This is a genomic window from Bifidobacterium sp. B4111, assembly GCF_026537235.1.
Taxonomy (GTDB): domain Bacteria; phylum Actinomycetota; class Actinomycetes; order Actinomycetales; family Bifidobacteriaceae; genus Bombiscardovia.
In genome coordinates this window covers 349,912-364,021 of sequence record NZ_JAFNMO010000001.1, presented here as the reverse complement: position 1 = coordinate 364,021, position 14,110 = coordinate 349,912, and the positions used below count along the sequence as shown (strand labels likewise).

14 protein-coding genes and 1 tRNA gene are annotated in these 14,110 nt (G+C 62.4%); 6 read left to right on the top strand and 9 right to left on the bottom strand.

Going from position 1 to position 14,110, the window contains the following annotated elements; all coding sequences use genetic code 11:
* Positions 1-84: 84 nt before the first annotated feature.
* On the bottom strand, positions 85-1,005 hold the full coding sequence (locus J3T93_RS01785; protein WP_267430311.1) for a metal ABC transporter solute-binding protein, Zn/Mn family: 921 nt from the start codon (positions 1,003-1,005) through the stop codon (positions 85-87).
* A 228-nt stretch (positions 1,006-1,233) separates the two neighbouring features.
* Here J3T93_RS01785 and J3T93_RS01780 point away from each other — a divergent pair, with 228 nt between their 5' ends.
* Both J3T93_RS01780 and J3T93_RS01775 read left to right on the top strand, forming a co-directional pair.
* Complete coding sequence (locus J3T93_RS01780) at positions 1,234-2,598, top strand: alpha/beta hydrolase (protein WP_267430310.1); 1,365 nt, start codon at positions 1,234-1,236, stop codon at positions 2,596-2,598.
* A gap of 54 nt (positions 2,599-2,652) precedes the next feature.
* Positions 2,653-5,262 carry a bifunctional lysylphosphatidylglycerol flippase/synthetase MprF gene (locus J3T93_RS01775; protein ID WP_267430309.1) on the top strand — a complete coding sequence of 870 codons (2,610 nt, stop codon included), beginning with the start codon at positions 2,653-2,655 and terminating at the stop codon, positions 5,260-5,262.
* Here J3T93_RS01775 and J3T93_RS01770 read toward each other — a convergent pair.
* The 3 genes from J3T93_RS01770 to purE form a co-directional block, all read right to left on the bottom strand.
* Positions 5,234-5,677, bottom strand: a complete 444-nt coding sequence (locus tag J3T93_RS01770) for a Fur family transcriptional regulator (protein WP_267399609.1) — start codon at positions 5,675-5,677, stop codon at positions 5,234-5,236. The two genes, J3T93_RS01775 and J3T93_RS01770, sit on opposite strands and share 29 nt — an antisense overlap.
* 69 nt (positions 5,678-5,746) lie before the next feature.
* Entirely contained in the window at positions 5,747-6,913 is a 1,167-nt protein-coding gene (purK, locus tag J3T93_RS01765) for a 5-(carboxyamino)imidazole ribonucleotide synthase (protein WP_267430308.1), read from the bottom strand.
* Entirely contained in the window at positions 6,897-7,403 is a 507-nt protein-coding gene (purE, locus tag J3T93_RS01760) for a 5-(carboxyamino)imidazole ribonucleotide mutase (protein WP_024626635.1), read from the bottom strand. The genes purK and purE overlap by 17 nt, the downstream gene beginning before the upstream one ends.
* A 179-nt stretch (positions 7,404-7,582) precedes the next feature.
* On the opposite strand from purE, the gene J3T93_RS01755 reads away from it, so the two are divergent.
* Complete coding sequence (locus J3T93_RS01755; protein ID WP_267430307.1) at positions 7,583-9,421, top strand: 1-deoxy-D-xylulose-5-phosphate synthase; 1,839 nt, start codon at positions 7,583-7,585, stop codon at positions 9,419-9,421.
* A gap of 44 nt (positions 9,422-9,465) precedes the next feature.
* A tRNA-Arg gene (locus J3T93_RS01750) sits at positions 9,466-9,542 on the top strand.
* A 104-nt stretch (positions 9,543-9,646) separates the two neighbouring features.
* Here the strand turns inward: J3T93_RS01750 and J3T93_RS01745 are convergent.
* A complete protein-coding gene (locus J3T93_RS01745) occupies positions 9,647-9,922 on the bottom strand; it encodes a hypothetical protein (RefSeq protein WP_267430306.1) in 276 nt (91 codons plus the stop codon).
* 144 nt (positions 9,923-10,066) lie between these two features.
* On the opposite strand from J3T93_RS01745, the gene J3T93_RS01740 reads away from it, so the two are divergent.
* Entirely contained in the window at positions 10,067-11,131 is a 1,065-nt protein-coding gene (locus J3T93_RS01740; RefSeq protein WP_267430305.1) for a hypothetical protein, read from the top strand.
* On the top strand, positions 11,128-12,249 hold the full coding sequence (locus J3T93_RS01735; protein ID WP_267430304.1) for a hypothetical protein: 1,122 nt from the start codon (positions 11,128-11,130) through the stop codon (positions 12,247-12,249). The genes J3T93_RS01740 and J3T93_RS01735 overlap by 4 nt, the downstream gene beginning before the upstream one ends.
* 274 nt (positions 12,250-12,523) lie before the next feature.
* Here J3T93_RS01735 and J3T93_RS01730 read toward each other — a convergent pair whose 3' ends face one another.
* The 4 genes from J3T93_RS01730 to J3T93_RS01715 form a co-directional block, all read right to left on the bottom strand.
* Positions 12,524-12,907 carry a hypothetical protein gene (locus J3T93_RS01730; protein WP_267430303.1) on the bottom strand — a complete coding sequence of 128 codons (384 nt, stop codon included), beginning with the start codon at positions 12,905-12,907 and terminating at the stop codon, positions 12,524-12,526.
* Between the two features lie 14 nt (positions 12,908-12,921).
* Positions 12,922-13,599, bottom strand: coding sequence for an NlpC/P60 family protein (locus tag J3T93_RS01725; protein ID WP_267430302.1), 678 nt, complete (start codon positions 13,597-13,599; stop codon positions 12,922-12,924).
* Positions 13,592-13,717, bottom strand: coding sequence for a hypothetical protein (locus J3T93_RS01720; RefSeq protein ID WP_267430301.1), 126 nt, complete (start codon positions 13,715-13,717; stop codon positions 13,592-13,594). The genes J3T93_RS01725 and J3T93_RS01720 overlap by 8 nt, the downstream gene beginning before the upstream one ends.
* Before the next feature lie 75 nt (positions 13,718-13,792).
* Positions 13,793-14,107: a hypothetical protein gene (locus J3T93_RS01715; RefSeq protein WP_267430300.1), complete on the bottom strand. Its 315-nt coding sequence runs from the start codon at positions 14,105-14,107 to the stop codon at positions 13,793-13,795.
* Between the last annotated feature and the right edge of the window lie 3 nt (positions 14,108-14,110).

Sequence of the window (14,110 nt, the reverse complement as noted above, 5' to 3'; positions counted from 1 at the left end):
CCGATACCTGTGCCATTGTTCCCATCAAGGACGACAAGCCCCATGAAAACACCCTTTAGCGAACAAAGAGAACCAATGGAATCATCATGCCTTGGCCCCCGGCACCTGTTGGACCAGGGCGCTGATCCAATCCTCCAGGTTCCGGTACTTATCGGGGCGCTGCTCGCTGACCTCGAAGACCGGAACATGCGACTTGTGAGCCTCAGCAGCCAGCTCCTTGGAGGTTCGATTGACTTCTTGGGTGTTAAGGACCAACATGTCCAAGCGTCCGGATGCCAGCAGATGACGGAAGGCCACCAGGTCTTCAGGCGAGGGCTCGCTCTCGTTGGCGGCCGCCCGCAGGTACCCCTCTGGGGTCAGATCCTCCATGCCCAGATCATGGCAAAGATAGTAGGCTGCCGATTCCGTGGCCGCGTAGTGCCGTCCCTGGGTCTGTTTGCGCGTATCGGCAATCAGATTGTCCAGCCGGGCCTGTCGATCTTGCCAGTCCTGGTAGGCCTTATCAAAATCGGCATCACGGCCTGGGCGCAGCTGCCGGTATGCCTCATGCACGGCCTTGGCTGCTGCCCTCCTGTCCTGGGAGGAGAACCAGAGATGGGGGTTGTCGCCGGTCTTGCGCCCTGATGCCTTGGATACGTCCACCAGCTTGGCCTGCCCTGTTTCCGCGGCCTTGGCAGCCCAGTCGTCGATGCCGGCCCCGTTGACGATGACCAGGTCTGCACGACTGATTCGGGCGATGTCAGCCGTTGTCGGCTCATAGTCATGGGCGTCAGTCGAGGTGTTGCTCAGAATGGTATCCACACGGGCCTGGTCGCCGCCCAGATCCACGGCCAGGGACTGCCATTGGTTGATGCTGGCCACCACCTGCAGAGGGCCGGGTCCTTTGGACGACGAGGACGATTCGCTCTTTCCGCAACCTGCCAGACAGGTCAGCAGGGTCAGTCCGACCAGAAGGGCGGCGACCAAGGTACGAGTCCGGCGGAGGCATAGGCTGCTGGCTTGCATGAATAGGGAGTTCCTTTCTGGCGACGGCACGGGACGGACCTGCCGCCAGGTCCACCGACCGTTACTGAGATTGATTATCAATAAATCTACCATAGACGAACCCATGACCGGAAACTGTAGAGGCGGCCTTGGCGAGAATGCGAGAATGAATGACTGTTCAAATGGCAGCCGTGCGACCGGACACTCCCTATACTGAACTGCGGATGTATTTTGGTTGGAAGGAATGGCATGGGTGCATGGCTGGCAAGGGTTCATCTGACCCAGGGGTGGCTACCTGCGTCAATATTTTCGCTGACAGCCCTGGCCCTGATCGTGCTGGCACTGACCGGACTGACGCACGGACGCTGGCGGACTCTGCTGCGTCAAGTGGCCATTGCCCTAGGCATAGGAGCCTTGGGACTGTTGGCCACCTGGCTGGTCTCCGACGTCTTTATGCTCTTCGGCGTCTCCCTGGGCTGGATGGTCATCATCAGCGTGGCCTTGGGATTTCTCGCAGTGGGGTTTGCTGTCTGCATCCTGATCACTGCACGTGGCTGGCGACGGATTCTGGCCGCCCTGACCGTCCTGCTCTGTCTGCTGTCCACCGGGCTTCGTGTGGATATCATCTACGGGGAGTTCACCACTCTGGGGTCCCTGTTCAGCGTCTCCCTCTACCCCGACTACAGCGACCATAAGGCAGCCAGACCGGCCATGAGCGTAGCCCAGTGGCGATCCTTGGCCTCACGGGGCGAGCTGCCCTCGCACCCCAGCGTCGGCCGCTCCTATAGCATGCGCATCCCCAACAGCCGCTCCCGATTCGCAGCACGGCCAGCTGATATCTACCTGCCGCCCGCCGCCTTGAGCGACAAACCGCCCGCGCTGCCTGTGTTCGTTCTTCTGGCCGGTCAGCCCGGAAGCCCCGACCGCCTCTTCACTGCCGGAGCCATTCCAGCCATGATGGATGCCTACGCCGCCCAGCACGACGGCCTGGCACCAGTGGTGGTCTCCCCCGACCAGAACGGTTCATCCTCTCACAACAGTCTTTGCGTGGACTCACCCGTGTATGGGAAGGCCGAAACCTACCTGAGCAGTGATGTTCCCGCCTGGATCCGCGCTGAACTGCCCGTCGCCAACCAACCCCAGCAATGGGCCATTGGCGGATTCTCCCAGGGCGGGACCTGTTCCACACAGCTTGGGGCACGGCATCCCAAGGTCTACGGCAACATGCTCCCAGCAGACGGAGAGCTGGAACCGACCCAGGGTCGGCAGGAGCAGATGATCCGCGACTACTTCGACGGCGACAGGAAGCGCTTCCTGGCCCAGGTACCGGCCAGGGCCATGCTGGAGCGGGCACCATCCCACCAGCTTCTGTTTACCGCGGCCGGGTCCAATGATAAGGAGTCCCAGCACAACATGATGGTCATTGCCAAGGCCGCCAACCGGGCAGGCATGAAGGTGCGGGCCGTCATCACCCAGGGGTCGGGCCATGACTGGCATACCGTCAAGACCGCTTGGAAACCCGGACTGGAGTGGGTGGGCGAAGCCATGGGACTAGGGCCTATGTCCCGACCAATTGAAGATTTTCCGAACATTATCGAAACACACATCGGTTGAACCGCCGACAGGTCAGAGCGTCCAAACCGATAAGCAGAAAGAGCCGCCGCAATCATGGAGACAACACATAAGGGATCCGGACTGATGGAGCCTTCGGCCAAGACCGTGCTTCTGCGGGACCTGACCCGGTGGGTCAGACGTCACGCTCTTGCACTGGCTTTCAGCCTTGCACTGGTCCTGCTCAACCTGATTAGCTGGCTACTGATCTGGCTGCTGCGCATCCCCGGCAGGACACGGCTGGGCATGCCGCTGTCCGACCTGATCATTCACCAGGTTCCTCATCCGGTCCACAGCCAAGGTCGTCCCTCGTTACTGGTTCAGTTCGCACGGCTGCTGGTATCCTTGGTCATCACTCCTGGCCCCTTGCAACTGGTCATAGATGTGGCCCTGGTCCTGGTCATGCTGTGCATCGCCGAGACCCGGCTGGGCCGCAGGCGCACCGTGTTGGCGGCGGTCATCAGCGCCATAGGCGGCGCGGCTGTCGGGCTGATCATCTGCACCCTGATCAATGCCCTCCAGGACCACTGGGGCTGGTTCATCCGAGTGCCCATGACGCTCAGCCCCATCATCCTGGTGGTCGGATCCCTGATGGCCTCCATCCCCTTCAGCGACTTCCTCTGGCGGCGCAGGATCGCCACCATAGGCTACACGGCCTTGATATTGATAGTGCTGTATACCGGTAACCCCGGCTACTATTGCGCCCTGGCGGCAGCACTGATCGGCCACTTGACCGGCCACCTCTGGCACGGACCGGTCCAGGACGCCAACCCGCACGGCCATAGCGGCTCCTATGAAACCCGCCACCTACTGGGAGCCATTTCCACGGTTCTGGCTCTTGGCCCCCTAGTCACCATCTCCTCCAGGATCCGTGCGGGATTCTTCACCCCGCTGGGCATGTTCCTGGGTTCGGACCCCGGCGGTAGCGCTGCCCTGTCACGATGCCTGGCCGAGAACAACCAGGCCAGCTGCTATGCCCAGTATGGTCTGGTCGCCGGCCGAGCACCCACCGGCGTCTCGTCCCTGATCATGCCCACCCTGGTACTGCTGGTGGTGGCTTGGGGTATTTACCATGGCCGCCGGGTTGCCGCTGTCACGAGTCTGGTCCTCAACACCCTGACCATCGTCCTGGCCGTGCTCTATTTCCTGGTCTTCCCCCTGACCATCGGCGATGGCCTGTCGCGGGTCATCCACCACGGTGCCCTGCCCTCCCTGCTGATCATCACCCTGCCGCCGCTGATTCTCAACTGGTTCCTGGCACGCAACCTGCGCATCTTCCTAGTGCGAACCAAGATCTCGCGTCTACAGGTGGGCTGGGCAGCCATTGTCCTGGCCTTCCTGGCCACGGCCATGGGTTATCTGGCCTTCACTGCCGCAAGCCCTGGATCCTTCCACCCCTGGCCCACCACCGGCAGGGCACTCTCCCAGCTGCCCGAACTCTACCTGCCCAATGGAGTGGCCTCACGCTTCCGCCCAGCCCTGACACCGCGCACACCCACCGGGATCATCGTCAGCCACGGGGTTGGACTGATCTTCTGGCTGGTGGTCCTGCTGGTTCTGCTCTCCTGGATGCGCAGCTCGGTCATCCAGAACGGCAGCGAGCGCCAGGAGGCCGATCGGCTGGTCGAGTACGGGGGCGAGAGCATGTCCTTCATGACCACCTGGGAGGGCAACAGCTACTGGTTCTCTGACAGCGGCCGCTCAGCCATTGCCTACCGGCTCCTGCACGGCATAGCCCTGACCACCACTGGTCCATTCGGCGACCCTGACGAGTATGCAGACGACCTGGACGAATTCACCCGTTTCTGCAACGCCCACTCCTGGTCACCGGTCTTCTACAGCGTCCACAAGCCTCAGCGCGATCTACTTGCCTCTCGTGGCTGGTCCACCCTGACAGTCGGCTCGGAGATGGTGGTCACCCCCAGTCTTTGGCAGACCAAGGGCAAGAAGTGGCAGGACATTCGCACAGCCATCAACAAGGCCAAACGCGACAAGATCACCGACGTGTTGACCACATTCAACGATGCCTCATGGGATGTCCAGTCGCAGATCGTGGACATCTCCGAGCAGTGGGCCGAGCTCAAGGCCCTGCCCGAGATGAAGTTCACCCTGGGCGGCCTGGATGAGCTGAGGGACCCGCGCATGGCCATCCTCTACGCCGTGGACGACCAAGGCAAGGTGTTGGCCGTGACCAGCTGGATGCCCACCTACCGCCAGGGCCAGGTAATTGGATGGACCCTGGACTTCATGCGGCACAGGACCGACAGTCCCAATGGGATCATGGAGTTCCTGATAGCGCGGATGGCCGAGCGACTGCGCGACCAGGGCACAGCGGAATTCATGAGCCTCTCAGCCGCTCCCCTGGCCGGCATGGACAGCAGTGAAGACGATGGGGATGATCAAGGCGAAGATCGGACTGCCTTCCTGCAACATGCCCTGCATCTGGTGGCCGATCTGATGGAGCCAGCCTATGGCTTCCGCTCGCTCTTCTTCTTCAAGAAGAAGTTCCAGCCCAGCGAACACCCGGTCTATATCTGCTACCCCGACCCGGCCCAGCTGGCCCAGATCGGACTGGCCGTAGTCCAGGCCTACCTGCCCAATCTCAAGGCTTCGCAGGCCTGGGATGCCATCAAGACCATCATGCCCAAGGGCCGGGAGGATCACTGACATCCACCTGACCAGAGTGGTCTCGACAGCTGCTGCACAGCCCGTAGACCTCCAAGGTGTGCGAGGAGACTGTAAAGCCATGTTCAGCCGCCACAGCCTTCAGCCAGCCATCATCGGGCGGGCTAATTTCGACGGTCCTGCCACAGCGTTCACAGACTAGATGATGGTGGTGCCTCCGCTGAGCCAGGCAGACTCGGTAGAGGCGGATACCTCCATGCTCAATGCAGTCCAGGCTGCCGGACATATGCAGGGAGCCCAGCTGACGATAGACCGTGGCCAAGCCGATTCGCTGGCCCGAATCCCGAAGAAGCCTGTGCAGCTCCTTGGCTGAGACGAAGTCGTTCTGGGTCTGAAGAACCCTCCAGATGGCGTTCTTCTGCCGCGTCTGACGGCCGACGGATGAGCCAGCGTTCATGATTAGACACACTCCTTGGGCTCCACCAAGCCTACATCCGGATTGCCGGGTCGGATGTGAGGATTCGGTTCAGTCCGGGTCGGACCAGCAGCCTGTGGCCTCCAGGTCCTGGGCTGTCTGCTCCGGATCGTCGGTCAGCACCGTCAGGTGCCCCATCTTGCGGTCGGTGCGCACTTCGGCCTTGCCGTAATCATGCAGGAACCATTCGGGATGCTCACCCAGCAACTTCCTGACCGGAGCCACATGCTGGCCAAGAACATTGACCATGACCGCAGGGCTGAGCAGGCGAGGATTGGGCAGGGGCCACCCGGCGATACCCCGAACATGGGCATCAAACTGATCCATGGAACAGGCCTCGATGGTGTAATGACCGGAGTTATGGGGGCGCGGGGCCAACTCGTTGACCACCAGACCGCCATCGGGCATGACAAAGAGCTCAAGGGCCAAGGTCCCGGCCAGCTTGAAGCCGTCAGCCAGAGTCAGGGCCATGTCACGCGCCCGGTCCGCCATCCCAGGGTCCACCTTTGCAGGTGTCAGAGTCATGTGGAGGATGTTGTGACGGTGCTCGTTGCGGACCATGGGGAAGGTCACGTAATCCTTCCCGTTGCCTGAGACCAGTATGGAGGCCTCGAAGGCAAAATCCACGAACCCCTCCAGCACGGAGGGCGGGAAGTCCCGACCCTTCATCCGCGCCTGCAAGGCCTGCAGATCCTCATTCGTGCGCAAGACCGCCTGGCCGTGACCATCATAGCCGCCGGTTCGTGTCTTGAGCACAGCGGGCATTCCCAGCTCCTTCAGGGCTGCGTCAAGCTGATCAAGGCTGTCAACCTGCCTCCAGGGGGCCGTATCGATGCCATGGCGGTTGATGAAGGTCTTCTCGTGAACGCGGTCCTGAGTGACTCTGAGCAGGTCGGTCCCCTGAGGGATGGCCACACGGTCCCTCACCTGATCCAGTGCGTCGGCATCCACGTTCTCGAATTCGTAGGTGAGTACATCGCTGCGTTCGGCAAGCCGCTTGAGGGCTTCGAGGTCGCCATAGTCGGCCGTCTCCTGAAAATCGGCGACCTGGGCCGCGGGAGCATCGGGCGTGGGATCCAGCACACCGATGCGGAATCCATGGCAGCGGGCGCTCAGAGCCATCATCCGTCCCAGCTGGCCGCCACCTACGATCCCGATGACGGATCCCGGCTCCAAGTGATCGATTCTTCCCTTGGTTTCCTCAGACAAGCTTGGCATTGGAAGCCTCCACGGATCGGGCCAGCTCGGCACGGTAGTCATCCAGGGCCTGAGCCAGTCTTGGATCATTGATAGAGAGAATCGAAGCCGCCAACAGACCGGCGTTGGTGGCTCCGGATGCGCCTATGGCCGTGGTCGCCACAGGAATGCCGGCAGGCATCTGCACGATGGACAGGAGCGAATCAACCCCGCTCAGTGCATGGGACTTTACTGGCACCCCGATGACCGGCAGCGTTGTCTGAGCCGCCACCATCCCAGGCAGATGGGCTGCTCCTCCAGCCCCGGCAATGATGACCCCTATGCCCTGGCTCCGGGCCTGATGCGCGAACTCCGCCATGCGCCCGGGTGTGCGATGGGCGGAGATGACCTCCTTGGTGTAGACGATGGCGAACCGGTCCAGCATCCGACAGGCTTCCTTCATCGTCTCCCAGTCGCTTGATGACCCCATGATCACTGCGACGCGTGCCCCTTCATGTGTATTGTCAGCCATTGGCCCTCCAATGTTCATGCACATCCGATACTACGCAAGGCCGGGGAGAAGCCGACCAATCGTGACGGTCCTATGGATGTAAAGGCCGGGCCTGGTGAACATAAGGCCTTCAGCGGCTCCAAACCGCTGTCTCAGATTTAGAATCATTGGATTGCATTACGAAAACAGACAGGAGGGTTATGGGCAAGCTTCTGGACAGCATCGACTCCCCACAGGATCTGAAGATCCTCTCCCTGGAAGAGCTGGATCGACTGGCCGACGAGATCCGTCAGCTGCTGATCAGCTTCTGTCGACGTCACGGCGGCCACCTGGGCTCCAACCTGGCCACCATCGAGCCCATCATCGCCCTGCACTACGTCTTCGATATGCCTCATGACCACCTGATCTTCGACGTTTCCCATCAGGCCTACACCCACAAGATCCTGACCGGTCGGCGCCGGGCCTACACGGACCCTGAGTCCCAGGAGGATCTTTCCGGATTCACCTCACCCAAGGAGAGCCCCTACGACGACTTTATGCTGGGGCATACCGGCACCTCCATCGGCTTGGCCTGCGGAATGGCTGCCCAGCGGGATGCGACCGGAGGCAGGGCCAACATCATCGCCTTCATCGGGGACGGCTCCCTGAGCAGCGGGCCGGCATTCGAGGGGCTGGACTGGGCTGCAGAACAGGGCGGCAACCTGATCATCGTAGTCAATGACAACGAAATGTCCATCGCTGAAAACCACGGGGGGCTCTACAAGAGCCTGGCGGCCCTGCGTGCCAGCGGGGGACGCAACCCGAACAATCCCTTCCGCGCCCTTGGACTGGACTACCGCTACGTGGAGGAGGGCAACCGAATTGAGGATCTGATCGAGGCTTTCCGTCAGGTCAAAGACACTGACCATCCGGTGGTGGTTCACATCCACACCCGCAAGGGCCTGGGGCTGAGCCAGGGCAGCCAGGGGCAAATCGGCCCAACTTCCCTGCCTGATTTGCCGGCTGAAGGTCCTGTGGAGGCCAACCACTGGCAGGACGGCCTGGACTCTCTGAACCGTCTGCCCAACTCACGGAAGACCTACGGAAGAATGGCCATGCAGGCCCTGGAGGCCAGGTTCCCGCAGGAGCCGGGCCTGACAGTCATCTCCCCCGCTACGCCGCTGTCCAATGGCATCGATCCCGACTTCCGCCAACGGGCCGGAAACCACTACCGGGACGTGGGCATCGCCGAATCCCATGCGATAGCCTATGCCGCGGGCATCGCCAAGGCCGGAGGCACGCCTGTAGTTGCCACCTCAGCCACCTTCTTCCAGAGGGCCTACGACCAGATCGAGCAGGAGATGGCCTTGAACGGCAGTGCGGTGACCCTGCTGGTCTTCTCCACCGGCGTTGCCAAAACCGACGCTACACATTCCGGCACAGCCGACATGGTCATGATGCGAGGCATCCCCGGACTGACCTGCCTGGCTCCGACCAGCGGGGCCGAGTTTTTGGACATGCTGGCCTGGGCCACGGGTCCGGCCCGGCAGCCGGTGGTCATCAGGGTACCCGGCGAGCGCACGCTGGCGACTGAACGCGCAGGCAAGCCGATAGCGCCAGCGACCTCCGATCCCACCTCCGGAGGGCAGCCTTGGGATCGTTACCGCATCCTGCAACAAGGTAGGACAGTGGCCTTGCTGGCTCTCGGCGATGCCCTGCCGCTGGGCCATGACCTTGCTGATTCCTTGGAAAGGTCCACGGGACTGAAGCCCACACTGGTGGATCCTCATCGCTATGACCGCTTGGATAAGCAGACCTTGGACGCCCTGGCCAGCACCCACTCTCTGGTGGTCACCATCGAGGACGGCCAGCTGGACAGCGGCTGGGGACAGGCCGTGGCAGCCTACTACGGGCCTGCTCAGGTCCGCACGCTGTCCTTCGGAGCGGCCAAGGAGTTCAATGATCGGGTACCCCAGGCTACTCTGCTGGAAAGGTATGGTATGACCGTTCCTGCAATGACCCAAGCCATATCGGATGCCCTTGTCGACCGGGCTTCATAGATCTGACCCGCCGGTGGACACAGGCGGGTACAATGAAAGGGTTTGGCCCCGTAGCTCAGCTGGATAGAGCAACTGACTTCTAATCTGTAGGTCGAGAGTTCGAATCTCTCCGGGGTCACCAACACAACCCCTACTCCCCAAACGGATGTAGGGGTTTCATCGTATCCGCAGCAATAACTAGCATTACACTGCTTGTGTGCCAATTGTGTGACATAATCACCAAAATCACTGAAACGCCCTGTACCGGCGCTCGATCTCCCTAACGGTCCGCTCTGTGGCCCCGTATCTGATGTCTGCAAGGTCTGCTCTTATCTGCTGGTGGATGGTGGCGAGGCGCTCGCGGTCCTGCCGGCTGAGTTCGGCCTGTTGCTCCTGGTCGATGATCTGGTCGAGGCGCTTGTGCAGGAGGATGGTCAGCCGCTCCCGGTCGGAGTCTGAGGCGGGCACATAGCCGGGGTGGTTGTCGGGGATCTGGGAGACATCATCAGGGATATAGACCATACCTGGATGATAGGCCGTCATGCGGAAAAAGATGCGACACGCCCGGACTTTACATCCGGTTGCATTTGTCACCACTTTGGGTATTATGAGAGTTGTCAGCGGGAAGCATGAGGCTATACCGCTCAGCATGAAAGGCTGAAGAAAATGACTGATAACATTACTTGCATTGCACGCCAGCTGTTCCGCCTGGCCTACGACCTGTATGACATCAAGAACCGCCGGGTGACGATGCCGATGAGCGCCACCGCCTATCAGACGCAGGAGTTCACGGCCGAGCAGGTGGCCGGCCAGGACTGGACGGTGACCAGCCTGCCGGTGACCGACGGGCAGGCCGACACGGATCTGACGGTCACCGTTGAGCCTTACACCAGCGAGCTTCACCCCGGGCCCACCACCCGCTTCACGCTCGCCCATGACGACCGGAGCCTCCGGGGCTTTGACAGCCTGGACGCTTACGGGGATCAGGCGGAGCCTGTGCTGCGCGGCATCCTGGACGGGGCCTATCAGGTGACCCGCTTGCAGGGCATCTACGGCGGCGGTGCCCTTGTGGTGCTGACCGCCGAGGGTCTGCCCGACCTGTCCGGCATGGCCGAGGACGGCATGCAGATCAGCCTGTCGCACAGCATCCTTTTCTCCCCGCTGGACCCTGGCGAGCATGACGACCCGGAGACCGGGGAGGTCTCCTACGAGCGGGACTTCAGCATCAGGGTGCAGCTGACCATGGGCGGGCATCCCATCAGCGACGACACCGATGAGGACGATGATGCCATGACCCTCGAGCAGGCTGTAGAGCATGCGCGCATGCCGGCTGCGAAAGACAGCCATGCGCAGCCGGCGGCCAGGCCCTCGGACGAGGAGCTGATGGCCGAGATCCCCCAGGATGAGCGCTTCGGGTACCGGCTGGTCTCCTCCTGGACCCTGGACAGCTTCGAGTGCGGGGACTCTTATCTTTTCCGGGGTGGCTGGGAGAGCACGGTCACCGCCTGGGTGGCTATGGTCGAACGCTCCACCAGGACCCGCTCGCAAATCGTCTACTACACCATCATCCACGCGCAGGGCACAGGCTCTGACGGCATGGATGATGCCTACGGGACGGACACGCGGTGGACCATCGACAGGCGGCTGACACGGAGCCAGCTTAGGGCCGTCTACCCGCTGCTTTCGTCGGATGCCACGATCAGCAAGACCAGAGAGGAGGTCCGGTCATGATCCACATGACGCCAGGATACTTCAAAGCCACCCGCGAGGATCTGGGCCTGCCGGTCGCCTGGCTGGCCCGCCGGTGGAAGGTGCGCCGGCAAAGCGTGGACCGGTGGGAGTCCGGCGAGCGCAGCATCCCTGACACCATCGCCCGGGACCTGCAGTCGCTGGACGCCTACACGCGAGGCATCATCCAGGAGCAGGTCAATGAGAATGAGGGGACTCTGACTGTCCCGCAGGGTGCCGGTGAGGAGGACGACGATATGCCGGCCTCCTGGCATCGCATGGTCGCCAAAAGGGTGGCTGAGCAGACCGGGGCCAAGGTTTTGTACGAGGGTCAGGAGGAGCCGGAGGATGATGATATGCGGCCAGCCATGCGGCAGGACCCCGACCAGGAGATCATGGACTATGTGCATGACTGGGATCAGGCCGACCCCGGGTGGCGGCATCATCTGCCTGACAGCATGATCCCGGTCCGCGAGATCAGCGACATCCTGAAAGAGCCCGGCCAGAACATGGACTCGATGCAGGTGCTCCAGACCCTGATGGAGGCGGTCGCCGACTGGGAGGAGCTGACGGAGGACATGAGGGAGGCAGTCTGCTCGGGATCCTACCGGTACAAGGACGTGACCGTGCTCCCCAACAGGGGCGTGATCGATGTCAGCGACCCGCAAAGCCCGGCAAGGCATACGACATGGCCTGATGACCCTCACTGGACGCTGACCCTGTCCACCCCCGACCGGCAGTGGCCGCCGGAAGCCGAGGTGGTCCACCAGGACGAGGCGGACTCATGGCAGGAGGCCATGGCCAGGGTCGTCGAAACGCAGGCCGACTACGAGCAGCGCACCGCCGACCGGAAACGGCGGAAGCGTGATGCGCATGAGCGGCTCATCGTACAGGAAAGCAGGGATGCCGCCACCCTGGACACGCTGCTGAGAGAGGCGATCGACCGGCAGACCGACATGTGGGAAAGACTCTACCATGACGGCCAGGGACGGGCGCACGCCCTGGACTGCGCACAGAGCCGGCTGGCCGACATGACCAGACGAGTCGCCGCCGAGAAGGACCAGCTCTCCTCCCCCGCGAAGAAAGCCTCCCCGGACACGCGAGTCGCCCCCCTCGACTGAGCGAAGAAGCAAAGGTCGTGCCGCCCGCATTAATCGGGGGAGCCGGGCGGCACGACAATACCAGGCTATAAGGCATCGGCATCCCAGAACAGCCCTGCTGGAAAATGTGGATAAGTCACCTTAGACGTGAAAGGCCCCGCCGAGTGGGCTTCAGGACTCGTGCCCGAGAGGCAGGGCGGGGGACGATCAAACCCTATTTTACACACTGAGACGAGAAAAACGCCCCCGCTCCGGTCTCCCGAAGCGAGGGCGATAGTTGTTATGGCCAGGCCGGCTACTTGCCTGCCAAGCGTAGCGGGTTGTAGGCGACCCCGAAGGTGCTGGCAGTCTGGGGCGCGACCCAGGCGAGGATCGCCGATGCGGCGGTCAGCCAGGTCGGGGCCCCGGAGACTGCGGACGCCACGGTGGCGACGAAGGCCAGGATGCCGAGTATCCAGCACACCAGGTAGATGACCGTTCGGGTCGTGTCGCCGAAGACTGGCGTGTACCCGTCCACCTTGGGCTGCTGCGCGGACCAGGCCGCCTTGATCCTCTCCACGTCCTGCTGGGAGAGCGTGGTCACCTCGGGGTGCGGGCCCGTCTGCGCATCCTTGGTCCCGGCCGGTTCGATCGATGTGACAGCGCCTGCCACGTGCTTGCCTATTGCCGTTTCTGTCATGGTTCCTCCTGTTATCATCCGAGTGATTCTGCGAGCCGTGTGCCCCAAGGGGCCTGGTCGCTGCCGAGCTTGATCATGGGCAGTGTCCTGCCCATGGTGGCTTTGGCCACCATCTGCAGCGCGTCCACATCATCCGCGTTCGGCAGCTGGTGCAGCCGGCTGCCATCGAAGTAATGCAGGGACTGCTGGTCGTTGAGCTGTATGATCGCTTTCATCGAATCCTCCTCATCGTCGTCATTGCTGTCGTCCTCCTCGTCCTGCGGACCCGTGTACCGCAGGTAGCAGTCCCACGGGTAGTCGTAGTAGGGGGCGGTGTTGGTCTCCCCGCCGGTCTGGTCGCCGCCGGAGCCCCAGGCTGTGCCATGCTCGCTCATGCTGGCCTGGGCGAGCCGCCCTCCGCCCAGGTAGACGGCCACATGATCCCGGTCGTTGAGCAGGATGTCGCCCGGCATCGGGTTGCCGTCGTTGGGCAGGCGGGCCCATCCCCTGGCGGTCAGCTCGGCGCTCAGATTGCCCGTATAGGTGGCACCGCCCGTATCAAAGCCCGCCTCGCGCAGGCACCAGATGACCAGGCTGGAGCAGTCGGCGTTACCACCGTCCCTGATGTCCCACCGGTCGGACTGCGAGTAGCCCAGGCTGGCCACATCACACCAGTAGCGCATCCGGGCGATCAAAACATTCAGGTCAGCCATCCTTCCCCGCTTCCTCCTCCAGATCCTGCACGGCGGCGTCGGCATCGATAGCCGGTATGCCGTCAGGCGGCGGCGAATCCCCCTGATCCTGGTGTGCATGCACTTGATGGTCGTCCATGACGGCCTCCTTTCTCGCGCCCGGTCGGGCATGACAAAAGCCGCCCGAAAAGGCGGCGGGACAGGTGATGGGCGGTCAGTCGACGGTGGGCAGGGCTTTGATCTCCTCGTAGATCTTGGTCCCGGTGCCGTTGCCGCCCAAGGAGTGGTAGGCCTTGTAGACGCGGTCGGCCTCCTCCATGACCGCCACCGGGATATAGCCCAAAGGCACGTACTTGGCGTGGATCTCCAGCAGCTCGGCCCGCAGGAGGGTGCGCAGGCCCGTCTCCATGGCCTGGTCCCTGGCCTCCTCCTTGCGGTGGCTTTTCAGCAGCCAGCCGCAGACCCCGCCCACTCCCGTCAGGAGCATGGGCACTATCGACTCCAGGAGGGTCATCATCACGTCTGGCATGCC

Bases quoted from the DNA above. Each gene is read 5' to 3' on its own strand.
- J3T93_RS01785 (WP_267430311.1), bottom strand. From the start codon at position 1,005: ATGCAAGCCAGCAGCCTATGCCTCCGCCGGACTCGTACCTTGGTCGCC.
- J3T93_RS01780 (WP_267430310.1), top strand. From the start codon at position 1,234: ATGGGTGCATGGCTGGCAAGGGTTCATCTGACCCAGGGGTGGCTACCT.
- J3T93_RS01775 (WP_267430309.1), top strand. From the start codon at position 2,653: ATGGAGACAACACATAAGGGATCCGGACTGATGGAGCCTTCGGCCAAG.
- J3T93_RS01770 (WP_267399609.1), bottom strand. From the start codon at position 5,677: ATGAACGCTGGCTCATCCGTCGGCCGTCAGACGCGGCAGAAGAACGCC.
- purK (WP_267430308.1), bottom strand. From the start codon at position 6,913: ATGCCAAGCTTGTCTGAGGAAACCAAGGGAAGAATCGATCACTTGGAG.
- purE (WP_024626635.1), bottom strand. From the start codon at position 7,403: ATGGCTGACAATACACATGAAGGGGCACGCGTCGCAGTGATCATGGGG.
- J3T93_RS01755 (WP_267430307.1), top strand. From the start codon at position 7,583: ATGGGCAAGCTTCTGGACAGCATCGACTCCCCACAGGATCTGAAGATC.
- J3T93_RS01745 (WP_267430306.1), bottom strand. From the start codon at position 9,922: ATGGTCTATATCCCTGATGATGTCTCCCAGATCCCCGACAACCACCCC.
- J3T93_RS01740 (WP_267430305.1), top strand. From the start codon at position 10,067: ATGACTGATAACATTACTTGCATTGCACGCCAGCTGTTCCGCCTGGCC.
- J3T93_RS01735 (WP_267430304.1), top strand. From the start codon at position 11,128: ATGATCCACATGACGCCAGGATACTTCAAAGCCACCCGCGAGGATCTG.
- J3T93_RS01730 (WP_267430303.1), bottom strand. From the start codon at position 12,907: ATGACAGAAACGGCAATAGGCAAGCACGTGGCAGGCGCTGTCACATCG.
- J3T93_RS01725 (WP_267430302.1), bottom strand. From the start codon at position 13,599: ATGGCTGACCTGAATGTTTTGATCGCCCGGATGCGCTACTGGTGTGAT.
- J3T93_RS01720 (WP_267430301.1), bottom strand. From the start codon at position 13,717: ATGGACGACCATCAAGTGCATGCACACCAGGATCAGGGGGATTCGCCG.
- J3T93_RS01715 (WP_267430300.1), bottom strand. From the start codon at position 14,107: ATGCCAGACGTGATGATGACCCTCCTGGAGTCGATAGTGCCCATGCTC.